General features: G+C 27.4%; 25 protein-coding genes and 1 tRNA gene. 9 read left to right on the top strand and 17 right to left on the bottom strand.

Annotated elements, in window-relative coordinates:
• Window positions 1-225 precede the first annotated feature (225 nt).
• Window positions 226-963, bottom strand: a complete 738-nt coding sequence (gene chbG / locus I2E83_RS15495) for a chitin disaccharide deacetylase (protein WP_195266036.1) — start codon at window positions 961-963, stop codon at window positions 226-228.
• 220 nt (window positions 964-1,183) lie between these two features.
• On the opposite strand from chbG, the gene I2E83_RS15490 reads away from it, so the two are divergent.
• Entirely contained in the window at window positions 1,184-3,574 is a 2,391-nt protein-coding gene (locus tag I2E83_RS15490) for a GxGYxYP domain-containing protein (RefSeq protein ID WP_195266034.1), read from the top strand.
• A 252-nt stretch (window positions 3,575-3,826) separates the two neighbouring features.
• Here the strand turns inward: I2E83_RS15490 and I2E83_RS15485 are convergent, their stop codons facing one another.
• The gene (locus I2E83_RS15485) at window positions 3,827-4,585 is read right to left on the bottom strand and encodes a MerR family transcriptional regulator (protein WP_195266032.1); all 759 of its coding nucleotides are present in this window, start codon (window positions 4,583-4,585) and stop codon (window positions 3,827-3,829) included.
• Between the two features lie 256 nt (window positions 4,586-4,841).
• Between I2E83_RS15485 and I2E83_RS15480 the strand changes: the two genes are divergently transcribed.
• Window positions 4,842-5,279 (top strand): globin domain-containing protein, encoded by a 438-nt coding sequence (locus I2E83_RS15480; protein WP_195266030.1) that lies wholly within the window; start codon window positions 4,842-4,844, stop codon window positions 5,277-5,279.
• A gap of 108 nt (window positions 5,280-5,387) precedes the next feature.
• Here I2E83_RS15480 and I2E83_RS15475 read toward each other — a convergent pair whose 3' ends face one another.
• Window positions 5,388-6,092, bottom strand: coding sequence for a YjgB family protein (locus tag I2E83_RS15475; protein ID WP_195266028.1), 705 nt, complete (start codon window positions 6,090-6,092; stop codon window positions 5,388-5,390).
• A 433-nt stretch (window positions 6,093-6,525) separates the two neighbouring features.
• Here I2E83_RS15475 and cdd point away from each other — a divergent pair, with 433 nt between their 5' ends.
• Entirely contained in the window at window positions 6,526-6,945 is a 420-nt protein-coding gene (gene cdd / locus I2E83_RS15470; protein ID WP_195266026.1) for a cytidine deaminase, read from the top strand.
• A 267-nt stretch (window positions 6,946-7,212) separates the two neighbouring features.
• Here cdd and I2E83_RS15465 read toward each other — a convergent pair whose 3' ends face one another.
• From I2E83_RS15465 to I2E83_RS15410, 12 genes are all read right to left on the bottom strand, one after another.
• Window positions 7,213-7,485 carry a CD3324 family protein gene (locus I2E83_RS15465; protein WP_195266025.1) on the bottom strand — a complete coding sequence of 91 codons (273 nt, stop codon included), beginning with the start codon at window positions 7,483-7,485 and terminating at the stop codon, window positions 7,213-7,215.
• Between the two features lie 155 nt (window positions 7,486-7,640).
• The gene (locus I2E83_RS15460) at window positions 7,641-8,387 is read right to left on the bottom strand and encodes a hypothetical protein (protein ID WP_195266023.1); all 747 of its coding nucleotides are present in this window, start codon (window positions 8,385-8,387) and stop codon (window positions 7,641-7,643) included.
• A 343-nt stretch (window positions 8,388-8,730) separates the two neighbouring features.
• A complete protein-coding gene (locus I2E83_RS15455) occupies window positions 8,731-9,282 on the bottom strand; it encodes a PepSY domain-containing protein (RefSeq protein WP_195266021.1) in 552 nt (183 codons plus the stop codon).
• Window positions 9,283-9,784: 502 nt separating this feature from the next.
• Window positions 9,785-10,780 (bottom strand): inorganic phosphate transporter, encoded by a 996-nt coding sequence (locus I2E83_RS15450; protein WP_195266019.1) that lies wholly within the window; start codon window positions 10,778-10,780, stop codon window positions 9,785-9,787.
• A gap of 11 nt (window positions 10,781-10,791) precedes the next feature.
• On the bottom strand, window positions 10,792-11,409 hold the full coding sequence (locus I2E83_RS15445) for a DUF47 family protein (RefSeq protein WP_195266017.1): 618 nt from the start codon (window positions 11,407-11,409) through the stop codon (window positions 10,792-10,794).
• A gap of 213 nt (window positions 11,410-11,622) precedes the next feature.
• Window positions 11,623-12,102 carry a 23S rRNA (pseudouridine(1915)-N(3))-methyltransferase RlmH gene (gene rlmH, locus I2E83_RS15440; RefSeq protein WP_195266015.1) on the bottom strand — a complete coding sequence of 160 codons (480 nt, stop codon included), beginning with the start codon at window positions 12,100-12,102 and terminating at the stop codon, window positions 11,623-11,625.
• A 30-nt stretch (window positions 12,103-12,132) separates the two neighbouring features.
• Window positions 12,133-12,792, bottom strand: coding sequence for an Hsp20 family protein (locus I2E83_RS15435; protein ID WP_195266013.1), 660 nt, complete (start codon window positions 12,790-12,792; stop codon window positions 12,133-12,135).
• Window positions 12,793-12,967: 175 nt separating this feature from the next.
• Window positions 12,968-13,609, bottom strand: a complete 642-nt coding sequence (locus tag I2E83_RS15430) for a lactate utilization protein (RefSeq protein ID WP_195430764.1) — start codon at window positions 13,607-13,609, stop codon at window positions 12,968-12,970.
• Between the two features lie 151 nt (window positions 13,610-13,760).
• Window positions 13,761-14,258 carry an SEC-C metal-binding domain-containing protein gene (locus I2E83_RS15425; protein WP_195266009.1) on the bottom strand — a complete coding sequence of 166 codons (498 nt, stop codon included), beginning with the start codon at window positions 14,256-14,258 and terminating at the stop codon, window positions 13,761-13,763.
• A 44-nt stretch (window positions 14,259-14,302) separates the two neighbouring features.
• Window positions 14,303-14,464, bottom strand: a complete 162-nt coding sequence (locus I2E83_RS15420; RefSeq protein ID WP_195266007.1) for a CxxH/CxxC protein — start codon at window positions 14,462-14,464, stop codon at window positions 14,303-14,305.
• A 24-nt stretch (window positions 14,465-14,488) separates the two neighbouring features.
• Complete coding sequence (locus tag I2E83_RS15415) at window positions 14,489-15,280, bottom strand: MBL fold metallo-hydrolase (protein WP_195266005.1); 792 nt, start codon at window positions 15,278-15,280, stop codon at window positions 14,489-14,491.
• A 22-nt stretch (window positions 15,281-15,302) separates the two neighbouring features.
• On the bottom strand, window positions 15,303-16,562 hold the full coding sequence (locus tag I2E83_RS15410) for a UDP-N-acetylglucosamine 1-carboxyvinyltransferase (protein WP_195266003.1): 1,260 nt from the start codon (window positions 16,560-16,562) through the stop codon (window positions 15,303-15,305).
• A 318-nt stretch (window positions 16,563-16,880) separates the two neighbouring features.
• On the opposite strand from I2E83_RS15410, the gene I2E83_RS15405 reads away from it, so the two are divergent.
• The 4 genes from I2E83_RS15405 to I2E83_RS15390 all read left to right on the top strand — a co-directional run bounded on the left by I2E83_RS15405 (window position 16,881) and on the right by I2E83_RS15390 (window position 19,839).
• Complete coding sequence (locus tag I2E83_RS15405; protein WP_195265994.1) at window positions 16,881-17,423, top strand: hypothetical protein; 543 nt, start codon at window positions 16,881-16,883, stop codon at window positions 17,421-17,423.
• A 159-nt stretch (window positions 17,424-17,582) separates the two neighbouring features.
• Window positions 17,583-18,032 carry a dUTP diphosphatase gene (locus I2E83_RS15400; protein ID WP_195265992.1) on the top strand — a complete coding sequence of 150 codons (450 nt, stop codon included), beginning with the start codon at window positions 17,583-17,585 and terminating at the stop codon, window positions 18,030-18,032.
• Between the two features lie 89 nt (window positions 18,033-18,121).
• Window positions 18,122-18,553 carry a DMT family transporter gene (locus I2E83_RS15395; RefSeq protein WP_195265990.1) on the top strand — a complete coding sequence of 144 codons (432 nt, stop codon included), beginning with the start codon at window positions 18,122-18,124 and terminating at the stop codon, window positions 18,551-18,553.
• A 92-nt stretch (window positions 18,554-18,645) separates the two neighbouring features.
• Window positions 18,646-19,839 (top strand): S8 family serine peptidase, encoded by a 1,194-nt coding sequence (locus I2E83_RS15390; protein WP_195265988.1) that lies wholly within the window; start codon window positions 18,646-18,648, stop codon window positions 19,837-19,839.
• A gap of 54 nt (window positions 19,840-19,893) precedes the next feature.
• Here I2E83_RS15390 and I2E83_RS15385 read toward each other — a convergent pair whose 3' ends face one another.
• A complete protein-coding gene (locus I2E83_RS15385; protein WP_195265986.1) occupies window positions 19,894-20,997 on the bottom strand; it encodes a peptidoglycan DD-metalloendopeptidase family protein in 1,104 nt (367 codons plus the stop codon).
• Between the two features lie 164 nt (window positions 20,998-21,161).
• Between I2E83_RS15385 and I2E83_RS15380 the strand changes: the two genes are divergently transcribed.
• A complete protein-coding gene (locus I2E83_RS15380; RefSeq protein ID WP_195265984.1) occupies window positions 21,162-22,166 on the top strand; it encodes a DnaD domain protein in 1,005 nt (334 codons plus the stop codon).
• Complete coding sequence (locus I2E83_RS15375) at window positions 22,159-23,133, top strand: ATP-binding protein (RefSeq protein ID WP_195266093.1); 975 nt, start codon at window positions 22,159-22,161, stop codon at window positions 23,131-23,133. The genes I2E83_RS15380 and I2E83_RS15375 overlap by 8 nt, the downstream gene beginning before the upstream one ends.
• A 130-nt stretch (window positions 23,134-23,263) precedes the next feature.
• Here the strand turns inward: I2E83_RS15375 and I2E83_RS15370 are convergent.
• Window positions 23,264-23,338, bottom strand: a tRNA-Thr gene (locus tag I2E83_RS15370).
• Window position 23,339 lies beyond the last annotated feature (1 nt).

Below are 23,339 nucleotides of genomic sequence, written 5' to 3'. Positions count from 1 at the left end.
CTATTATTGAAAAAATTTTTTATTTCTTTTGTTTCTTTAAAATCATTTTCTTCTGAATACATTTACATATTACCATGAAAACAATTTTAATTCAAGTATTTTTTTAAAAATTATTTTCACAACAAATTTATATTCTGTAAACTTCCTTAATTATTATTTGATGTTATACATTGTATTATTCTAAAAAATAAAACCGCATCGAAATTAATGATGCGGTTTTAAGTTCTATTTTAAACTATTCTTATAATTACAAAGCTCTATTCCCATAGACTCAATAAGCTCTTTAAGTTCTTTAGATGTAAGTATTTTTAATTCTTCTGCTCTTTTTATGTTATAAGAGCTTGTTTCCATAATAAAGCTATCAACATACGCTGGATGGCTCATAGTTTCTAAAATTTCATATTTCTCCAGTTTGCTTTTCAATTGCTTAAAGGCATCTATATTAACAGTCTCATTATAAAAAAGTCCATCATAAGGAATTATTTTATCATAATCTAATTCATAACATAGTCCCCCTCTTATAGGAAGATTGTATTTTTCTAATAACTTTTCCATAACAGGCTTCAAAAACTCAAATGTATGAACATGATGATGTGAATCTAAATGAGTTATTTCAATTCCCCTACTTTTAACTTTTTCAATTTGAGCGCAAAACTCTTTGTATATTTCCTCTAGATCAAACCCCTCTACATCCTCATCTGGATTTATCCTCTTATAGAAAAATCCATTTTCATCTACTATTGTTTTATGCGAATCCAATACAGGTTTATATGCAGATAAAGTTAGATGAACCCCACATCCTAGATTGGGACATTCCTCTAATAATTCAACTGCATGATCAAACCCTGGCATTCCTGCCATTATTGAAGTGCTTCTTACAACTCCATTTCTATATGCATCAATTATTCCATAGTTAACTCCCCTACTAAATCCAAAATCATCAGCATTTATAATTAGCTTCATAATATATTCCCCTCTTCATCTATCTTTCCCCTTTTTTCTAGTTTATTTAGCATTTAAAAATAATCGTATATTATACCTTATAAATTATAACATTTTGCACAAATACTTCCAAGGTTGTATTTATCTTTTTTATCCCATCTTACTAATATCGTGAATAAACTAATCTACTCCTACTAATCATAATACATATCAAATAATATTGTATGTGAGGTGCTTACCTATGAAAAAGACTCTTAAGTTTTGTTCCATAATACTCTTAACCATACTCTACTCATTTGTACATATTAGCTATTATCCTAAAGCAGCTTCAGATGTAAATCTAGTAGAAGACTCTGCAAATAATAATTCTTTACCTAATCACTTTCGAAAGATCCCTGATGAAATAACTCTCAAAGAAAATCAGGATATTAATTTAAAAGGTTTAGATAAATTAAATATGTCTGGAAGCGCTCAATTCTCCGAATCTGCTCTTTCTTTAATAAAAGCTTCCATACCTGATAACTTTTCTATAATTTCTGTTGATTTAAGGCAGGAATCTCATGGTTTTATAAATGGAATAGCTGTAAGTTGGAAAAACTCAGATAATAGTGCTAATAAAGGATTAAGCTTACCTGAAGTATTATCTACTGAAAATAAACTTTTAAAATCCATCAAGCTTGATACTCCTATTACCTTTCATAATAATAAAGAAACTGTAGTTCCTAAATCTGTTCAAAGTGAACTTGAGCTTACTAAATCAAAGGAAATCGGATATGTTCGCATTCCTGTAACAGATGGGCAAGTACCTACTGATGATATGGTAGATTATTTCATTGACTTTGTTAATAAATTACCTGATAACGCTTGGCTCCATTTTCATTGCAAAGCAGGAATAGGAAGAACTACTACTTTTATGATAATGTACGATATTATGAAAAATTATAAAGACGTAAGTTTGAATGATATTATTAAACGCCAAGTAGTATTATCAAAAATGAGTGATAAAAATGCTCAAGACTTTTATAGTGGCAATCATTTTAAGTTTTTAAATAATTTTTATAATAATTATGTATCTAAAAATACTCATTCTAGCAATTATCAAAACTTTACAGATAATCTAGATGATTATTACATTAAAAAATCTATTATACCTGAACATTTATATGTAATTTCTGAAACTAATATGAGTAAAGAAGAGCAGACTATGATTTCTGCTCTTCAAGGCATTATATCAAGCAAATCTGAATTTCAAATTTATATTCTTCCTACTAATGAACCTGACTACAAATTATGGTTAGATAATCTAAATAAAAATTATAATATTAGTTATGAAAATATTTTAGACCCCTGGAGGCTATTAAATATATTTAAATCTAATATCACTGGTTACATATTATATAATAATTCAAATCCCTACTCCATTAACAATGCCTGTTCTCTTGCATCATTAAAAAACTCATTACCTATTGATGAATCTCTAGAATCTAAAGTTAAAACTTATGGGATAGATAATCTAATTGAAGATTGCAGGAATACAGATAAATACTGGGCTTATAAAAACCTATGGAATTCAGGACTAAATCATACTACAGTTATAGAACTATCTCCTGAAAAGTCTATGGCTTTAAGAGATTATGCAATAATGTCAAAATCACTTATATTCTATGAAAATAACGTAAATGATTTTTCATTAAGAAAAGATATATTTAGCTCCATGGATAATATTGCTCGTTGCTTAGGATGGGGACCTGATGAATTTAATAACGTAAGTATAGCATCAAAATATGGGGTAGATACCATCGCTGCAGATTGGTCTTGTAATCTATCCGTATTGAGCTCATTTCCTATTACCACACAAACTCAAAAAACTCACAATGAATTTCCTGAAGAAAATAATGTTCATTATGTAACTTTTATTATGTCTGATGGAGATAACCAACAATGGCTATTAGGAAGCAATTATGGTTCAAAAAAATGGTATGGTTCAAAAAATAGAGGAAATTTTAATTTAGGTTGGTCACTAAGCCCTTCTCTTTATTATTTAGCACCAACAGTATTTAAAAAGTATTATGAAAGTGCAAGTTCATCAAAGTATTCAGATTATTATCTTGTTTCTCCTTCTGGGAATGGATATATATATCCTAGTAAATTTCCTGAATACAAATTAGATAATTATATCCAAAGGCTAAATAACTACATGAAACAAGTTGATCAAGAATATGTATTAGTAATCGATGATAACTCTTTATATAATGAACCTTTATGGGACAAATATACTACTTGTTCAAATATCGATGGTTTGTTCTATCTTGATTATAAAAAAAATAATAATTATGAAAGTAAAATAATTTGGTCTAATAATAAACCTGTAGTATCTTGTCGTGATTTACTTTGGGAAGGCTTAGAAGATGAGGAAGAACTAATTAATAAAATTAATTCTAGAGTTGAATTAGGTTATACAAATATTAAAGATCCAGAATCATATACATTTGTTTATGTTCATGTATGGAGTAAAACTATGGATAATGTTCAACATGTTGTTAATAAAATAAATAGTAATCCCAAGGTTAGAATTGTTACTCCAGATACTTTTATGAAATTAATTAAAAATAATTTGTCTGCCACTTATTAATAACTTTATTATTATTAAAGAAAATTTGATGAAAGCTATATAAATAATCCCACATTCAGTATTGTCTCACTTAAATTTAAAATAATATTTCTTCATATAAATTTCTGGAATTCTTAAGGGGCTCGCGAAACGCGAGCCCCTTTTAATCCATTGATTTTACTTGCTTATAGATTAAAATACGTAACTATTACCATTTCTACGTCCTCAATATTTCATTTATATATTGAAGTAAATTTACAATGCTAATACTAATTATCTTGCATACTTCACAATAATATCTCTTAGCGTAGTAACTACTTCCCTACCAGCTCTATCATTATAATATTTTGCAAACCTTTCATCGGCAACATACATTTCTGCTAATCCAATATGAGCTTCTTTTGAGTAACTAGACCAAGAAAAGCTTAACCAAGCTTTATGCTTTTCATAAACACTTTTAGCTTTTTCCGAATCTAAATCTCCTGTATTTAAAACTTCAAGCAAATCCTCAAACATTTCATTTTCTATACTTTGCATCTTTTTAAAATTTTCTTCAGTCATATTCATAAACTTTTTATTTGATTCTTCTACAATTTCAGAACCGTACTTTTCTCTAATTTCTTTTCCGTATTTACTTTCATTTTCTTGTAGTTTTTCCTTTTTAAAACCCTCAAATTTCTCTTTATTTGACATTTCTATCTCTCCCTTATTATATTCTAATGTTTTTTCTACAGTTAAAATCAATTGATCAAGTTGATTTCGTCTAGAAATAAGTCTTTGGTGATGTTCAATTAAAGATTGGCAAATATCAAAATCAGGATTAGTTATTATTTCTTGTATATCTTCTAATTTCATATCTAATGACCTATAAAGTAAAATCTGTTGTAATAAATCCACTTCTTTCTGTGCATAAATACGATATCCAGAAGAATTAACTCTACAAGGCTTTAATAATCCTATTTCATCATAATATCTAAGGGTTCTAGTACTTACCCCTGCCAATTCAGCTAGCTTTTTAATTGTATATTCCATATCATTACCTCCTGACAATTTAATAATAAAGGATTACGTAGCGTTAATGTCAATACAAAAATATAATACTTTTAATTTTATAATCTTAAGCATAAAAAAGCTTAATCCATATGTTTTAAAATTTTATAAAAATATTAAGTTAATTAAGCTTTTATGATATTTGAATATATTTTTTTATAGTGCTAAAATTTAGTTAAACAATAGATGTTATTTATTAATAATATCTATTAATATTTTTTATTGAAGGTGAATTAATATGTTAGATCAAAAAACAATTGATATAATTAAAAGTACAGTACCAGTATTAAAAACTCATGGAGTAGAAATAACTACAACATTTTATAAAAATATGTTTGAAAAAAATCCAGAAATTAAATCACTATTTAATATGGACAAACAAGAATCAGGTGAACAACCTAAGGCTCTAGCTATGGCAATATTAGCTTCTGCACAAAACATAGATAACTTACCAGCAATTATGCCTGTAGTAAATAGAATTTCAGAAATTCACTGTAATGCAGGCGTTAAAGAAGAACATTACCCAATAATAGGAAGTAACCTATTATTTGCAATCAAACAAGTTTTAGGTGATGCTGCAACAGATGAAATCATGGAAGCTTGGGAAAAAACATATGGAGTTCTAGCAGGTATCTTTATAGATGTAGAAAAGAAACTATATCTTTCAAGACAATAATTTATGTATTTACTAAGTTATGATATATTTATATGAGAATAAAAGGATTATGGTAGGCCATAATCCTTTTATTTTATTTAATATATTATATAATCCAAGATTGATGTACTACCACTCTCTTCCTGGATCATCGGCCATACTATTAACAGTTCCACGAGGATATAAAACTGAATAGTGATCTAAAACAGCCTTTTCATTTTTACTATCTGAAAAAACAAATAATAATTTGAAATCATCATTTACCTTATACCCAATTATTCTTTCGTTTAAATCTGTTATAACTTCATACTGTGGTTCTCCAAAATATGATATTATATCTTGTAAGTTTAAATCTTTTAATGATTTATCAAAAGATCTTACTTCAAATATTTGAGCTCCTTTATTGCATCCAAATGCTAAGTTTTTACTTTCAAAAGTATAATAAACCCCTTTAGCTTCAGCTATATAGTTTGAAGCATCTTCCTTACCATAAGCATTATTAACTTCATCGATAACACCATCTTTTGCTTTAAATTCACTGTTTATAACCATTCCACTTTGGGCCTTATTTTTTATATTATTTAATAAGTCACCTTTATAATTATCTACATTTTTAGTATTACTCTCACCTAAGTTTCCATTATCAGACTCTCTGTCCTTAGGCGAAGTATTCTTAGATGAGTCTTTACTTATATCTTTGCTCGTATCTTTGTCAATATCTATAGACTCACTGCCATTGCTTTTATTATCATTAGATGGCTTCTTATATCCACATGCTGTAAGTGAAATCACAAAAGTTGCTATGATAGTAATAATTAGTATTCTTTTCTTCATTCTACTTCCTCCTTAATAAAACTTTATATATTTATATTGTACTCATTTTTAATATATATTTTCATTTTCACGTAAAACTTCATATTAATATCACTATATATTTATTTGCCTCAAGTTCTTACTTGCAAAATTCACTATATTATCATTATAGTTATGACTTATCATTCTAAAATTAAATATACTTATATTATTTAAAAAAGCTCTATTGCACTCAATTTTATATTTTATAAACACCTTTAATCTCCCTATCACTAATATACTATACATATAAAATATGGTGAAAATATGACTTTTTATATAATAAAACCGTTCAATTTACAAAGTATTATATACATCCTAAATTTTAAATGCTATAATAATAATCCATTTATTGATACATACTATTTATAGGTACTGATAAATGAATTATTATGGAAAGTGTCAGGTGAAATTTATGATTGATGCAAAATTATTAGTTGAAAAGGCTTATGAAGCTCAAAAGTTTGCTTATACTCCTTACTCTAACTTTAATGTTGGTGCAGCATTACTTGGTACAAACGGTAAAATATATTTAGGTTGTAATATAGAAAATGCGGCTTTTACTCCGACAAACTGTGCTGAAAGAACTGCTTTTTTTAAAGCTGTATCTGAAGGACAACATGAATTCCAAGCAATTGCAATAGTAGGTAATATGGCAGATGCCGAAGAAACTGAATACTGTGCTCCTTGTGGAGTATGTAGACAAGTAATTGCAGAGTTTTGTGATCCAAAGACTTTTAAAATTTATCTTGCTAAAAATAAAGAAGAATTTAAAGAATATACATTAGAAGAACTTTTACCCCTAGGATTTACTGGGAAGGACTTGAATAAATAAATCATTTGATTAATTTCTTAATAATAAAAGGAATATAAGGGTAATCACCTCTATATTCCTTTTATTATTTGCTTTTTATCTAATTTCTTAATTTTATTTTAGATTATTTCAATCTTATTTTCACCCTTACAACTTACAAATCACTACTTTTCTTATTTTCGTTCTTTATTAATTTCTTGACTATTTCCTTTTATTTGTAACAATTTCACTTTCTCGCTAATTTTACTATTATATCTTACTTTTTAATAAGCATAATTTCCTAGGTAATTACTTAATATTTTCTTTTAAAATTATTCTATCAATACTCTTTTTTGATAAAAAGTACTTTTCAGCAAGGTCCTTCCTGCTTACCCCATTAGTATACTCCTTAAAAATATTAGAGTTTCTTGAATTAATTTCATCTCTACTAGTTGTATTGCTTCCCCATTGCTGTCTATTACATTCTTTCTTTGGAATATAAATATATTCTCCATCTATATATTTTTGAATTAACTCGATTATTTCTAGAGGTAATACCTCTTTTGCTTTTATATAGCACATAATGCCCTCCTAAATTTATATTTTATTTAGGTTTAAGCAAAGGCTATTCATTTATCTTATTATTTAATGCAATAGCCTTGCTATGCATTATTAGCAGGTGTTGTCATAAAATCCCCTCCTTTTTATTACATTATATCTATCATTTTACTTTTTAATTATCTAAAATGCAATTTATTAATAAATCCAATCATATTACTTTTATTATCTTTTAATTGCGTTATTCTATTTACGTTAGCACCTGAAGGATGAGGAAAGTCTTTCAGTATTTGTTCCTTATTTATAACCCCCTTGCTTTCTAATTCAAGTAAAACCTCTTCTACCGCTTTACCTAATGGTATTAATAAAATTTCTTCATGGTTATCCAAACTATTAAATTCATCAATAAAATTATCATAAACATATTTCATTAAAAAACCACTTTTTATTAATTTAGGTGTATGACCAGAATAATTTTGCTTTTTCACAAAAACAGGGTAAGGTATTAGTGATACTGTATGTAATAAATAATCCTTTTCATTAAATAACTCGCTACAACTTTCAATATTTAAGGCTTTATTTAATGTTATTTCATCTAGCATACTTATTATGTTTTTTCTTATTACTCCACTAAATCTTCCTGCTACCTTACACTTATATTGAATCTCTTTAATATCTCTCCCTAATTCAAACTCTTTCCTAGCAGTTGCAATAGCTGTACTCATTTGCTGAAAACCTGGAGTTATCCCAATGATAAATACTTTAGCCTTTGGATTTAAATATTCATTATGTGTTGCATAATATATTTCTATATTATTTTCCTTATCTACTAAAAAATCATCAATCAATAACTCCTCTTTAGTATATTTATCTTTTAATGGTAATTTCATTATTTTATCTTTATATTCGTATAAAGTCTTTTTCATATATTTTCTCCTAAAACAAAGCCTCTAGTAACACTCTTATATAAAACACTCATACTATTGACTAGAATTTATTATATATATATTTAAGCAAACTATATAATTAATAAGCAACATACATTCAGTATATAATCCTTTCCTTAAAAATATACTTATCTCTAATAACCTATAATAGTGAAGATTTTTATATTAAATTTGAACTATATAAAAAATCAAGTAGTTACTTGATATAAATCTCTAGTAACTACTTTAAGTTATTTCCTTATTTTATTCCTTATACTATTTTAATAAATGCTTCATAGCATAAAATTTTAATATTTATAAGTAAACTCTAAAATACCAAGCTTTAATCCTGCTCATATTTTAGTATATCTCCAGAATTAGCATCTACTTCATAATTATATTCCTTATTATTAAAGTAAAATTCTATATCATATTTTTTAATACCATCATCATAATCTAACTCTACTTTTTTAAATGAAACTTGATCACTTGTTAGATTTGAATGCTTCAATACTATTTCTTTCGCTTTATCTACAGTTATTTCACTTATGTTTGAATTCTGCTCTTGTTTTTGAGGTATATCATAATTTTCTACCTCATAGTCATATTCAATTATTTGCCCATCAGTTGCATTTATTTCATAATCATATTCCTTATTTTCATGATAAAATTCTATATCATATTTTTCTATTCCATTATCCGTATCTTTTTTAGATCTAATGAAGGAAACTTGATCACTTGTTAAATTTGCATGCTTTAAAGCTATTTCCTTAGCTTCTTCAATTGTTATTTTCTTATTGGTTTCGTCTACATTATTTAACTTTGCTGAATTATTACAACCTCCTAAACTTATACCAATGATAATTATAATTGTTGCTAATGCTACTTTTTTCATTTTATCCTCCGGTTTATAGTATTTTTTTATTTACATAAAAAGTTTTTGTAAAATAATTAACCTCTTAATATCTAGGTTGCTCATAAATGATTAAAAAATTACACCTATTAATGCATATTTATCTAACTCACTTTTTATATGAACCTCAGCATTATAATTATTTGAGTTGTCATAATCAAATTTAACTAATTGAAAATAAAAAAACATAGTTGATTATCTGTGTTATTATTTAATCCCTAAACAAAATTCAGCACTGATGATAATCACTATATAGTAAAATCTCATTAAACAAATCTGAACACATTAATTTTATATTCATTTACACACGTAATAATTCTCTAAAAAGCTTCAATATCTTATCAATATTTATCTATTTAAAACTTTAGTAAAACCCTAACTTATTTATGGCATGGTTCTCCTTATCAATTTTAAATGCGACTTTTTTATATAATAAAATAGCACAGTGTAGCTATATTCTACTATACTGTGCCATTTTAAAGAATTATAAAAATATTTTTATTATACTAAATACTATTGCTGAAATTGTAGCTGATATTGGAAGTGTAATAAACCAAGTAATTACCATTCTCTTACCTGTATCCCAATTTACTCCTTTAACTCTATGAGCAGAACCAACGCCCATTATTGAGGATGAAATAACATGAGTTGTACTTACAGGTAGTCCAATTTTTGATGCCCCGAATATAATTATTGCTGAAGATAAGTCCGCAGCAACACCATTAACAGGCCTTATTTTCATAATTTGTGTTCCGACAGTTTTTATTATTCTCCATCCTCCAATTGAAGTTCCAAGTGCCATAGCTGCGGCGCAGGAAACTTGAACCCAAAATGGAATACTTCCTGATTTAGCTAGTCCACAACTTACTAAAGCCATTGATATTATCCCCATTGATTTCTGTGCATCATTAGTTCCATGAGCAAAAGATTGAATTGCTGCTGTAACAACTTGAATTCTTCTAAAACCTCTATTTGCCTTTGAAAGATTTAAGTTTTTAAATAAATATTTAAAAATAGTAAACACTATATATCCTACAACAAGAGCAAGTATAGGTGATATAATCAATGATTTAATTATGTTTAAGAATCCTTTTAAATTTATGCATCCAAATCCTGCTGCTACTATTGCCGCTCCTGCTATTGAACCAATAAGTGCATGAGATGAACTACTAGGTATTCCAAAGTACCAAGTAATAAGATTCCAAGCTATTGCTGAAATAAGTGCAGCAATTATAACTACTGTTAAATCAGGTATATTTGCAACATCTACTATATCCTTAGCAATTGTTTTCGCAACACCTGTAAAAAGTATTGCACCAAGAAAATTCATACACGAAGCAGTGATTATTGCACGTTTTGGACTTAATGCTTTAGTTGAAACTGCAGTTGCAATTGCATTTGCAGTATCGTGAAATCCATTAATAAAATCAAAAAGTAATGCAAGAATAACAGTCAAACCAACTAATAAATATGATGTCATTTTAAATCTCCTTATGCATTTTTCATTATTACTGTTTCAAGAACTTTTCCAACCTTTTGACACTCATCAGCAATGTTCTCAAGAATTTCGTAAATCTCTTTATATTGAATAAGCGTAAAAAGATTTTTTTCGTTTTCAAAAAGTTCCTTTATTGCATTTCTTTCAATAACATCACATTTTTTCTCATATTCTTTAATTTTAATTGTGTGTTGTCTTATTTCTGTAAGCCTTTTTTGTGAAAGTAATTCTACAGCATTATATATTTCAATTACACACTTATTTAATAAATCACTAAATTCTAACATATAACTGTCTATTTTATATATTTTATATATGTAAAATCGAGATGCACATTCTTCAAATCCATTAAGAATTTGATCTATATGAGTTGCAAGTTCTAAAGCATCCTCACGTTCAATTGGAGTAATAAAAAGGTTAATTAATTCCTTAGTTAATTCATCAAGTAATTCATCACCTTTATCCTCAAATTCTTTCATTTTTAATCTAAACACATCAAGATCTTTCTCTTCATTAATTTTATAATCATAAAAATATTTTCCTCCATCTTTTAAGTTATTAGAAATATTTAAAAGCATTAAAAATAATTTATGCATTTTCTTATTACTCATTAGTATATCTCCCTTCAAATAGATATATATATTACACCTTAAATATTTTATCACAATTTATCTTAATGTTTTGTCTTCTATTATGTTAAATTTATGTTAAACACATAATGATTTTACTTCAACTGCATAAATATATTTAATACTGTAGATATTTCCCCCTATAAAAAATAGTCTTAACTAAGTAATTTCAATAGTTAAGACTAAAAACATCATTTACTTGTGATATGGTTCATTCTTCATTATCCTAAATGCTCTATAAATTTGCTCTAATAGCATAACTCTAAATAATTGATGAGGAAAAGTCATCTTAGAAAAACAAAGCTTATAGTTAGCTCTTTTTATAACTCTTTGTGATATCCCTAAGCTTCCACCTATTATAAAAGCAATATTAGAATTGCCCATAACGCCACAGTTTTCTATGTAGTTTGCAAATTGCTCTGAAGTTAAATTTTCTCCTTTTAAATCCATTGCAATTACAAACATATTATCTTTTATTTTAGATAGTATAAGTTCTCCCTCTTTATCTTTTATTTGTAACTCTTCCTTTTCAGATGCATTATCTGGAGTTTTTTCGTCTGGAAGCTCTATAATATCTAATTTACAATATCTGCTTAACCTCTTTGAGTATTCATCAATAGCTTGCTTTAGGTATTTTTCCTTTAATTTACCTACTGAAATTATTGTTATATTCATACTATTTTCTCCTCATATGTGTTTATTTTATTATTTTGAATCTATATAGGTATCTATTTCTATAATATCATCTGCATCAGTAAAATTTTCTACATCTATAATTGTTGTATCTTTATCTACAGGTGGTCTCTTCTTTAAATAAATTCTTAGAACATCTGCATTATAAACAGCTTGAATTTTATTTGCTTCAACATTTGGCACATAATAGCTCTTTTCTAGATTAGATCCTTCTTGAAAGATTGCAACCATTGAATTTCCATTATTGAAAACTTGATTTCTCTTAATCTTTATTCTTATGTGGTCATCTTCATAATCTATATCTATATCTTTCTTATCTAGTCCAACTAATTTTCCTTCTATTAAGTACCTATCACCATAATCAATAAAATCTAAATCTAGCTCATCATCCTCTATGCTCTCTAAAACAGAATTTACAACATCACTATTTAAAACTGTATCAACTATGTTATTTATTAAATCCTCATTTGTGATTAATGTTGTGAAAACTTGATTGAATACACTATTAAACGTTCCTCCCAAAATACCAATCATATCACTTCCGTTACTAAAACTAGTATATCCATAACCATTATTATAATTATTATTTATATTATTATTTCCACTACTTGTACTTCCATTAAACATGCCACCCATCATGTTATTAATCAAAAAAGGGAACATATTAAACATATATATCTCCTACCTTATAAATTCTTATAATATAATTTTATTTAATACAAGAATTTTTGACACAAAAATTAAGAAATGATGTGTTTTAAAACTAAATTTTAAATATACACTTTCACTTCTTAACTTCCAATTTCATTATAATTAATTGTTCCCTAGTTTTATAAATTACTGCTCTCTAATATCCTATGTTTTCATTCATAAATATTACATGCATTCTGTCCTTATTGCTTTGACTTGCTATAACAGTAAACTCTCTACATATCTTTTCATTACTTTTACAATCTATGCAATATCCAACCTTAGCACATGGAGTCTTTTTATTTAATCTCTTTGCATTAGATGGCGCACTTATTTCCCTATTTCTTTTAACAGCTTCATCAATATCTTTAACAATCTTATTTACACCAACTAAAAGAATAACTTTATCAGGCCCAAATAACATTGCTGCAACTCTATTTCCATTGCCATCAACATTATATAACTTTCCATCTTCAGTTACTGCATTACTACTTGCAAAGTATGCATCTGCTAAAAAGCTTTCTTTGAATATTCTAGTAATTTCTTCTGAAGTTAGTCCCTCTTTATATCTATCTAGAAACTCATATCTTCCGCTTCTTAAATGATCTATAACTCCATACTCAAAAAGAGACATAGATCCTCCACAAGACACTACTGCTCCCTTTTTAACAATCTCAGTTATCTTTTTTATTAATTCATCCTTTGTATTTACTAAATATCCGTTTATATTATTATTATTTAATGCTTCTATAGTTCTATTTATCTTTTGCTCATTAACCCATTTTAAATTATTGTCCATATATAGCTCCCCCAAATATTTATAATATAGATTAAATATTAATAGTTTAAATATCCTTTATAACTATTATAAACTTATTAAATAGATATTTAAATATACCTATTTGCAGCAAAAAAAGACCTATTTAAATATAGGCCTCTTTTATTTTAAACTATTTTCCACAGCACTTTTTATATTTCTTTCCACTTCCACATGTGCAAGGATCATTTCTTCCTATTTTATTTTCATTTCTTACCATAACAGATTCTCTATATTTCTTTTGAATTTCTTTTCTCTTTTCTGGTGAGAATATTCCTTCCCATTGAGGTAAAGAGTATAGATATTCTGCTTTTGCATCTAACATATTGTAATATAATTTCTCTAAATCTACATCTAATGTTATTTCATCTGTAGCTGTTAAAGCTTCTAAATCAAGGCCATTCTTTAAACTATCGTTTATTCCGTCAACGAATCCCATAATAAATTCTGGAGTTGTATTATGCTTATTAGCTAAATCATTAATTGTAAAAGTATAATTTTCCTTGTGCTTTGCTAATATATCTTTGTATATAGCCTTTTCAATTTCCATATACTCATTCCAAAAAGCTTGTTCTCCCTTTGTCTTAACATACTCAACTACCATATCTGTCCATTGTTTATATAAACTCATAAGTTCCTTCTCCTTTTTAATGGTTTTATATTAATTTATTATTTTTACTCATTCGCTTTAATTATGTACTCTGCATTTTCACTACAATAACTACATTTTCCATCTTTAACCTTTTCCATAATAGGAAAAGTTTCCTCATAGTTAATTAAATCATCCATTGCATCATCAATGTGAACCTTACATGCATATATTTCCTTACTATTCATAATAATTCATCTTCTTCCTTATAACTAAACTTCTATTAGATTACTTGGGCTATGTCTATTAGCCATAGTTAAGTCAATATCCTCTTTAGGTATTATACCATGCTCCTTCAATACAGAACTAACTGTTTCTAGAGCTAAATCTGGATGATTATTAGTTCCACTTAAATGTCCTAATATCAATTTTTTGTTTGGCTTATATCTAATTAAGTCTACTATTGCCTTACCACAATCCTCATTAGATAAATGCCCAACCTCACTTAGTATTCTTCTTTTTAAACTATAAGGATATGGTCCAAACTTTAGCATATTTACATCATGATTACTCTCTAATAATATGACTTCTGAATCCTTTATATTATCTCGTATTTCTTCTGTATATATTCCAAAGTCTGTAGTAACACTAACTTTTTTACCATTATGGTGCATAGTATATCCAACTGGAGCAACTGCATCATGAGGTATGTTAAATGATATTATATCTAAATCATTTATAGACAGTGTTGACCTTCTATCCATTATTCTTATATTATGCTCTTTTATTTTTCCTATATTTCCTTCCATAGCCATCCATGTATCTGCATTGCTATATATAGGAATATCGTATTTGCGAGATAATACCCCTATTCCCTTTATGTGATCAGAGTGTTCATGGGTTACAAATATTCCATCTATCTCGCTTGGATTTTCTCCAATACTCCTTAAGGCATCATCTATCTTCTTTCCTGGTAAACCCGCATCTATTAATATCTTTGCATGTTCTGAAGCAACAAATATACTGTTGCCGCTGCTCCCACTGTATAATGAGCAAAACTTCATTTTACTATCCCCCATGCAGATATTATTCCGCTACTCTCATTATGTCTGCGCCTAATGCAGTAAACTTATTTTCAATATGCGGATATCCTCTATCTATATGTTCTATTTCTAATATTTCAGTTACTCCTTCTGCAACTAAACCTGCTATTACCATAGCTGCTCCAGCTCTTAAGTCAGTAGCTATAACTTTAGCTCCTACTAGCTTTTCACAACCCTCTATTATAGCTGTTCTTTCTTCTACTTTTATAGTAGCTCCCATTTTCTTAAGCTCATCTATATGCTTATGTCTACTTTCCCATATACTTTCAGCTATTAAACTTTTACCAGGTACTATACTTAATAAAGCTGACATTGGTTGTTGAACATCTGTTGGGAATCCTGGATATGGAGCAGTCTTTACATTAACTCCTTTTAGATCTCCTTCAACATATACTCTAACACTATCATCACCTTCTTCAACCATAGCTCCCATTTCTATAAGCTTTGCTGCAATTGATTCTAAGTGCTTTGGTATAACATTCTTTATAGTTACATCCCCCTTAGTTGCTGCTGCTGCTATCATAAATGTACCAGCTTCTATTTGATCTGGTATAACGCTATAATTGCATCCTGTTAACTTTTCTACACCTCTTATTCTAATTACATCCGTTCCAGCACCTTTTATATCTGCTCCCATAGAGTTTAAGAAGTTAGCAACATCTACTACATGAGGTTCTTTTGCAACATTTTCAAGTACAGTTGTCCCGTCTGCTAAAGTTGCTGCTATCATAACATTTATAGTTGCTCCAACTGTAACAACATCGAAAAATATATTTGCTCCGTGAAGATGCTCTGCTTCAACGATAACTGCTCCATGCTCTATAGTAACATTTGCTCCTAATGCTTCAAATCCCTTTATATGTTGATCTATAGGTCTAACCCCTATAGGACATCCTCCTGGAAGTTCAACTCTTGCTCTCTTAAATCTTGATAATAAAGCCCCAATAAAGTAATATGACGCTCTCATTCTTCTTACATCATCAGTGCAAGCTTCTACACTTCTCACATCAGTAGCATCTATCTCTAAAGTATTATTATCTATCTTATTTACTGAACAACCAAGGCTGGTTAATATCCTTTCTAAACAATGTACATCTTCTATATCAGGCACGTTATCAATTATGCACTTTCCTTCGCTAGCCATTATAGCTGCTGGTAATATTGCTACAGCCGAATTTTTAGCACCATTTATATCAACTGATCCTTTTAAGACTTTGCCTCCATTTATAACTAATTTTTCCATCCATTTCACCCTTATCATAATTTATATATATATTAATCTTTCCTATTATTTCAACTATTATCCATTGTTAAATTTCATTCTTAATTTACATTCTTAAAAAACTTACAATACTCATTATAACATAAAAATAATTTTAGGAAATAGAGTTTTTTATTCCAATTACCATTTTCCCTAACCTTTATAATATTTGAACTTTTCTTTATATTATCTTTTTTAATTTATTTTAATATGTTATAATTTATAACAAAGTTTGTATTCATTTAAAATACATAAAATAAAATGAAAATATAAACTAATTTGATATGAGAGGCTAAAGCTATGAAATATTATTTAGTGGCATTATTTGATGAAGAATCTTATAAAAACTTGAATCCTATACAAAGAAATCTATCTAAAAAATTTAGAGCTAATAGGAATTCTCCAACACCTTACATTCCATTAGAGATAATAGAAAATCCTAATATAGATAAATTGGATGTTGTTGTAGACAAAATAGTTAAACCCTACAAAAATTTCAAGGTTCAACTCTCTACTGAAGTATCAGTTTCAGAGGCAAGCAAAACTTTAAATATGAAGATAGAAGATGTAGGATATATAAAGAGACTTACAAGATTAATGAGTGATACATTAAAATTACATGGATTTAATATACAGAATTTCAATAGCGAACCATCGATGCATATATCTTTAGCTAATCTTAATTACCTTCCAAAGGATATGAAAAAATTTGATGGTGGAGTTAATTTTAAATCTAATTGTGAAACTCTTAAAGTTGATAGAATAGAGCTATGGAAATTCTCTGCTAACAAAAGAGAAACATTAATAAAAAGTTATCCTTTAAAAAAGAACCTTTATTTATGATTATTAAATATCAGAAAGTGTTTAATTATTTTAAACACTTTTTTTATTTTCTTAATATATAAAAAATTTATTTTTTTGTATTCGTTTACCGCACTTTTCATTTGTAAAATATTTTTGTAAAATATATTATAGTAAATCCTTAAAAGCAGGAGGATATTTATGAATATTGTATCTTTTTTTGAATCGCAAAAAGAAAAAAATAAAAAAATCATTATTGATAATAACTTAAGCGAATATAAAATTTGGGCTAGAAAACACCTAGAATTACATACAAAATTAAGCTATCTAGCAGATGAAACTAAATGTTATAAGTATTGGATATCAGAAGATGAACCAATGAATAAATCAATATTATTTGAGAAATATTTAGATTGTTTTGCTCATATAATTAATCTTGGTATAGATAGACATTACGATCATATCGAAGAAGTCCTTATTAAACCAAATGATTATTGTTTGAGCGATCAATTTTTAAATCTATTTATAGATTTAAATGACTTAATAATATCACCTTCTGAAGATCATTATATAACACTTGTTGAAGATTTTATCAGCTTAGGAATTACTTTAGGTTATTCAGAATCTAAAATTAAAGAATCATTTATTTAGTATATAATTAAAAACCTTCTATAAATAATAGAAGGTTTTTTTAATATTTCTCTTCTTTAAGTGGCATACTATTCCTGAGGTGATTTAATATGCTAGCAATCATATATGCAATAATATCAGGGATATCTATGACACTACAAGGCGTATTCAATACTAAATTAGAAGAAAAAGTTGGCACTTGGGAAACAAACGTTATAGTTCAAGGCACTGCATTAGTTTTAACCTTAATTATAGTGATGTTCTTTGGAAAAGGTAGCTTTAAAGAAATAAAAGAAGTAAACAAACTCTATTTACTTGGTGGTGTCCTTGGAGTCATAATTACTTTTACTGTTATGAGGAGCATTGGCGCTATGGGTGCTACATGTGGGATTGGCATAATCCTAGTTGCTCAATTAGCTTCTGCAGGGCTTATAGATGCATTCGGATTATTCGGAGCTGAAAAAATATCATTCCATATTAAAGAGTTTATTGGAATATCTATAATGATATTAGGAATAGTTATATTTAAATGGAGAGGTTAGCACTTCTCCTTTTTTTATATAATAAATTATAATATTAACAAAATTGAAACTTTTAATATACTATATAATGTAATTAATTTTAGGAGTATATTATGTTCTCTTCTAATAAAAAGTTAGATACAAATTTAAAGAGTTGTATGTTATCAAAGCCCTATAATAATTATAGGATACTTATTAAATATAAAAGATTTCAGGATAGTATCATAAAGAAAATCGCATCTTATAAAGGGGAAGTTATGAGCAATATAAAACATTGCAAGATAATATCCGCTAGATTAAATTCCAGAGGTATTCAAAGATTATTAGAATATCCTGAGGTTGAATATATTTGCTTTGATGAATATCTATTTTTATGTGGCATGAGTGTTAGCACTGCTAATAAAGTAAGAATATCTAGTAAAACTAAAAGTAAGGGACAAGGAATAGGTGTTGCAATCATAGATACTGGAGTTTACCCTCATCCTGATTTAGTTACTCCATATAATAGAATATCTATGTTTGTTGATTTAATAAATGGGCTTAAATATCCGTATGATGATAATGGTCACGGTACTTGTACCGCTGGAATAATTGCAGGAAATGGTGAAAAATCAAATGGTATGTATCGTGGAGTTGCTCCTGGATGTAATATATATTGCTACAAAGCATTTGATAAGAGTGGTAAAGGATATATATCTGATATACTTTATTCAATGGAAATGGTTTCCGAAGAGTCTGAAAAACATAATATTAAGCTGTTATGTTTACCATTTGAGCTTCTACATTATAATATATTTCTACAAAAGTGTTTTGATATAATGGTTTCATTAGTAAATAGTAAAAACATAACTTGTATAGTTCCAAGTGGAAGCAATAAAAATTTAGATGGATCAATTACAGGAATTGCTTTATGTCCTGATTGCATAACAGTCTCAGGATATGATTCTACATCAAAGGTTAAGCCTTATACTTATTCATCTATAGGATCACTAAAAAAAGATTCAAAACCTAATTTATGTGCAGCATGTGTTGATATAGTTTCTTTAAACTCTAATACTAATTATATTTCCGAAAAAGATGGTATTAAACTTTATCCATCAAAACTTGATAGTTCATATAAAACATTTAGTGGTACCTCTCTAGCTGCTGCTTATGTAACTGGTATTTGTGCTTTAATTTATGAGAATAATGAAGATTTAACTCCAAAAGATATAATTTCACTTTTAAAAGTCTCTTGTGAACAACTTGATATGCCAAAGAATTGCCAAGGCGATGGAAAAATAAATATAAACTCTATATTAAAATGAAAGGTACTAATTTAAGCACCTTTCATTTTATAATTTTTTATATTAACTATTAAATTATTGTACAATATAGTTGGTAGGATCTACAGGATCATTATCTACTCTAAGTTCAAAATGTAAATGGGGACCAGTACTAAATCCAGTATTTCCAATAGCACCTATTATATCTCCTTTTTTAACCTTATCTCCTACCTTAACGTAAAAGTCACTTAAATGACCATAATATGTAACCATATTATCTTCATGCTTAACCATTATTAAATTTCCATAACCACCGTCATTATACTGTGCGTAAGTAATCTCTCCATCCATTGCAACTAATACATCATCTCCTATATTACCTGCAATATCTATTCCCTTATGGAAAGAGTTCCATCGCTCTCCATATCCAGAGGTCATGTATCCCCCCCTAGTTGGGCTACTTAAAAAAGCAACTCCATAATCATAAGGATTTTTTGTTCCTCTGTATATCTTTTTACTAATTTGCTCTTTTATTACTTCTTCACTGACAACCTTAGTTTCTATTAGTTTATTGTTTTCATAAGTAACTTCTTTAACTTGCTTCTTTAATCCAACTTCTCCATATTCAACCTTACTTTCTCCTAAATACATTGAATCACTTGGTATTATTATTGTATTAGGCTGAATTTTTACATTTTCCTCAGTAGTATATTTCACATTTAATTTAATCTTACTTGATTCTTCTTGTGATAATTTATATATATAATTAGCTAGTTCATCATTTGTCTGTAATAAACCTAAGTCAAATCTACTTTCTTGTAAATCTATATCTCCATTTATTTCAAATGATAATACTGAGTCTTCATTGATATTCATTTCGTCTATAACTTTCCTCAAAACTAAATCTTTTATATTAGTTAGATTATTTTCTATTGAAGTATATCCTATAACTTTATTATCCAATTTAACTTCATAGCCATTTATTTTACCCGTTAATGCAACAATTAAATTTTCAAATATATTATCATCAGATATTTTATCATATAAAGAATATCTTGAGTTATTTAAGTCAATATTATTTAATGCATCATTTGTATTAGCACTAACCTTAATACAATTAATATTTATAGTTAGAATAACACTAAATATTGATAATATAACATATTTAATTATTATTCCCGAGTCTCCTTTTGTATCCATAAAATCTCCTTTCATATTAATAATGTTAAGCAACACATCTATTAGTTTTGCCAAATTTAGAAATAATATTCTTTTTATATATTCAATAGTTTTGTTGAGCCTAATTCACCACTTTGTTATAATTATCTTACTATACAATTAATTTTAGAAAGGTAGATGTAAATATGAGCACTTTTATGCTTAAATCAAAGCCTTTAAAATTTACTCCTGTCAGTAATGCATTTATTGAAAAATATATGCCTAAAGCTAGAGGAGAATTTATTAAAGTATATCTTCTTATGCTTAAATATAATTTTACAGGCGAAATCGGTGTTAATGCATCAATCTTAGCTACATCATTGAACTTATTAGAGTCAGATATAATAAACGCCCTTAACTACTGGAATGAAGAAGGAGTAATTAAACTAGTTCCAATAGATAAAATGGGAAACTTTGATATAGAATTTATAGATCTTTCATCTGAAAATATTGTTAATAGAGAAGAAATCAATATATTAGCTGAACTTTCGGATGAATCTAACAATGGTATGCTAAAAGATATAGAAAAACTGTTAGGTAGACCACTATCCCCTAGTGAATTCACAACCTATATAAGTTGGAAAAAAGATTTTAAGTTTTCTTCAGAACTTATACTACTGCTTATAGAGTACTGTGTTTCTAAAGGAAAAACAAATCATAGATATATCGAAAAGGTTGCTTTAGCTTGGCATGAGATGAATATAAAAACAATTGATGACGCTCAAAATTATATAAGAAAAACTGAAGATAAATGGGGTACTTATAGAGAAATTTTAAAATTCTTAGGAATTAGAAATACTGATATAATGAAACCCCAAGAAGATATGTTAGAGAAATGGACTACATCGTACAACTTTTCATTAGATATAATAAAAAAAGCATGTGATATTTGTTTCCAAAGGTTAAATAGAGCTGATTTTAAGTATATAGATGGAATATTGTCCAGTTGGAATAAAGATAACTTAAGAACATTAAAACAAATTGAAGAAAAAGAAACCTCTTATAAAAATTCATCTTCTAAAAAGAATTTTAACACTCAAAAATCAAATTCATATGAAAAACCTAAATTAAGATTCAATAACTTTAAAGGCCGTGACTATGATTATGATGATTTAGAAAAGAAATTATTAGGATGGGATAATGATGATTAAAGGATATGAAAAAGAATTAACATTAATATATGAAAACATACGACTTGAAGAGGAAAAAAACTTAGAAAAAAGACGTAAAGAAATAAAGGAGAATCATCCAGATATCTTAGAATTAGATAACTTAATTCAGAAAAAATCACTTAATTTAGCTATGTCAATTTTAAAAGGCATAAATGAATTAGAACTTAAAAGTCTGAAAGAAGAAATAGTTGAACTTAGATTTAAAAAGTATGAAGCTCTCGTAGCCAATGGATATGATCCAGAATATTTAGCACTTCATCATAGATGTAGTAAATGTAAAGATCAGGGATACATTGGTAGTACAAAATGTATTTGCTATAAAAATAAATTAGTTAACCTTTACTATAAAGACTCTGATTTACAAGATTCACTAAGAGTAAATAACTTCAATAACTTTGATTTATCTTTATTTGCTAATTATAAAATAAGCGATGATAAGTACACCCCTAGGAAAAACATTGAAAATATTCTTGAGTATATAAATGGAGATTTTATTCCGAACTTTTCTAAAAATAATGATAATATGTTATTTTATGGTGATTCGGGGACTGGAAAAACCTTCCTAAGTTGTTGCGTAGCAAAAGAACTTCTTGATAAAGGCTATTTAGTCGTTTATAGAAGTATAGATGAACTTATTAAAAATTTAAGAGAAATAAGATTTGAAAATAATTATAATTTAGAAGACCTTTTAATAAATTGTGATCTACTAATAATAGATGACTTAGGCGCAGAACAACTTACAGAATTCTCTGCAACAGAATTTTTTAATTTTTTAAATAAAAAGTTATTAAAGAAGAAAAAAATGCTAATTTCTACAAACTTATCTTTACCTGATATAAGTAAAAATTATTCTGAAAGAATTTCTTCCAGACTCCTAGGGAATTTTAAGTTATATAAGTTTTATTCTGAAGACATAAGAATTCAATTAAATTTGAAGAAAAAATAAAAAGAAGTGTAATATTGAATGTTAAAAATTTAATGTTACACTTTTTTATTTATGTTCTATTTCTTTATTTATGTTCTATAAAGTATAATTTTATATACAAAAAAGACTTTAGATAAATCTAAAGTCTTTCTGGAGCTGGCAATAGGAATCGAACCTACAACCTGCTGATTACAAGTCAGCTGCTCTACCGTTGAGCCATGCCAGCA

This window comes from Clostridium sp. D46t1_190503_E9, from assembly GCF_015555225.1.
GTDB lineage: Bacteria > Bacillota > Clostridia > Clostridiales > Clostridiaceae > Clostridium.
The sequence above is the reverse complement of the archived record's forward strand: the minus strand, read 5'-3'. Positions and strand labels throughout refer to the sequence as shown.

What these genes read in the sequence shown, in the direction of transcription:
- I2E83_RS15430 (WP_195430764.1), bottom strand. Translation starts at nt 13,609, where the DNA reads ATGGACAATAATTTAAAATGGGTTAATGAGCAAAAGATAAATAGAACT.
- I2E83_RS15455 (WP_195266021.1), bottom strand. Translation starts at nt 9,282, where the DNA reads ATGAAAAAAGTAGCATTAGCAACAATTATAATTATCATTGGTATAAGT.
- I2E83_RS15460 (WP_195266023.1), bottom strand. Translation starts at nt 8,387, where the DNA reads ATGAAAAAGACTTTATACGAATATAAAGATAAAATAATGAAATTACCA.
- I2E83_RS15395 (WP_195265990.1), top strand. Translation starts at nt 18,122, where the DNA reads ATGCTAGCAATCATATATGCAATAATATCAGGGATATCTATGACACTA.
- I2E83_RS15375 (WP_195266093.1), top strand. Translation starts at nt 22,159, where the DNA reads ATGATTAAAGGATATGAAAAAGAATTAACATTAATATATGAAAACATA.
- I2E83_RS15390 (WP_195265988.1), top strand. Translation starts at nt 18,646, where the DNA reads ATGTTCTCTTCTAATAAAAAGTTAGATACAAATTTAAAGAGTTGTATG.
- I2E83_RS15450 (WP_195266019.1), bottom strand. Translation starts at nt 10,780, where the DNA reads ATGACATCATATTTATTAGTTGGTTTGACTGTTATTCTTGCATTACTT.
- I2E83_RS15415 (WP_195266005.1), bottom strand. Translation starts at nt 15,280, where the DNA reads ATGAAGTTTTGCTCATTATACAGTGGGAGCAGCGGCAACAGTATATTT.
- I2E83_RS15475 (WP_195266028.1), bottom strand. Translation starts at nt 6,092, where the DNA reads ATGAAGAAAAGAATACTAATTATTACTATCATAGCAACTTTTGTGATT.
- I2E83_RS15445 (WP_195266017.1), bottom strand. Translation starts at nt 11,409, where the DNA reads ATGAGTAATAAGAAAATGCATAAATTATTTTTAATGCTTTTAAATATT.
- I2E83_RS15405 (WP_195265994.1), top strand. Translation starts at nt 16,881, where the DNA reads ATGAAATATTATTTAGTGGCATTATTTGATGAAGAATCTTATAAAAAC.
- I2E83_RS15425 (WP_195266009.1), bottom strand. Translation starts at nt 14,258, where the DNA reads ATGAGTTTATATAAACAATGGACAGATATGGTAGTTGAGTATGTTAAG.
- rlmH (WP_195266015.1), bottom strand. Translation starts at nt 12,102, where the DNA reads ATGAATATAACAATAATTTCAGTAGGTAAATTAAAGGAAAAATACCTA.
- cdd (WP_195266026.1), top strand. Translation starts at nt 6,526, where the DNA reads ATGATTGATGCAAAATTATTAGTTGAAAAGGCTTATGAAGCTCAAAAG.
- I2E83_RS15380 (WP_195265984.1), top strand. Translation starts at nt 21,162, where the DNA reads ATGAGCACTTTTATGCTTAAATCAAAGCCTTTAAAATTTACTCCTGTC.
- chbG (WP_195266036.1), bottom strand. Translation starts at nt 963, where the DNA reads ATGAAGCTAATTATAAATGCTGATGATTTTGGATTTAGTAGGGGAGTT.
- I2E83_RS15400 (WP_195265992.1), top strand. Translation starts at nt 17,583, where the DNA reads ATGAATATTGTATCTTTTTTTGAATCGCAAAAAGAAAAAAATAAAAAA.
- I2E83_RS15480 (WP_195266030.1), top strand. Translation starts at nt 4,842, where the DNA reads ATGTTAGATCAAAAAACAATTGATATAATTAAAAGTACAGTACCAGTA.
- I2E83_RS15485 (WP_195266032.1), bottom strand. Translation starts at nt 4,585, where the DNA reads ATGGAATATACAATTAAAAAGCTAGCTGAATTGGCAGGGGTAAGTACT.
- I2E83_RS15420 (WP_195266007.1), bottom strand. Translation starts at nt 14,464, where the DNA reads ATGAATAGTAAGGAAATATATGCATGTAAGGTTCACATTGATGATGCA.
- I2E83_RS15465 (WP_195266025.1), bottom strand. Translation starts at nt 7,485, where the DNA reads ATGTGCTATATAAAAGCAAAAGAGGTATTACCTCTAGAAATAATCGAG.
- I2E83_RS15435 (WP_195266013.1), bottom strand. Translation starts at nt 12,792, where the DNA reads ATGTTTAATATGTTCCCTTTTTTGATTAATAACATGATGGGTGGCATG.
- I2E83_RS15385 (WP_195265986.1), bottom strand. Translation starts at nt 20,997, where the DNA reads ATGGATACAAAAGGAGACTCGGGAATAATAATTAAATATGTTATATTA.
- I2E83_RS15410 (WP_195266003.1), bottom strand. Translation starts at nt 16,562, where the DNA reads ATGGAAAAATTAGTTATAAATGGAGGCAAAGTCTTAAAAGGATCAGTT.
- I2E83_RS15490 (WP_195266034.1), top strand. Translation starts at nt 1,184, where the DNA reads ATGAAAAAGACTCTTAAGTTTTGTTCCATAATACTCTTAACCATACTC.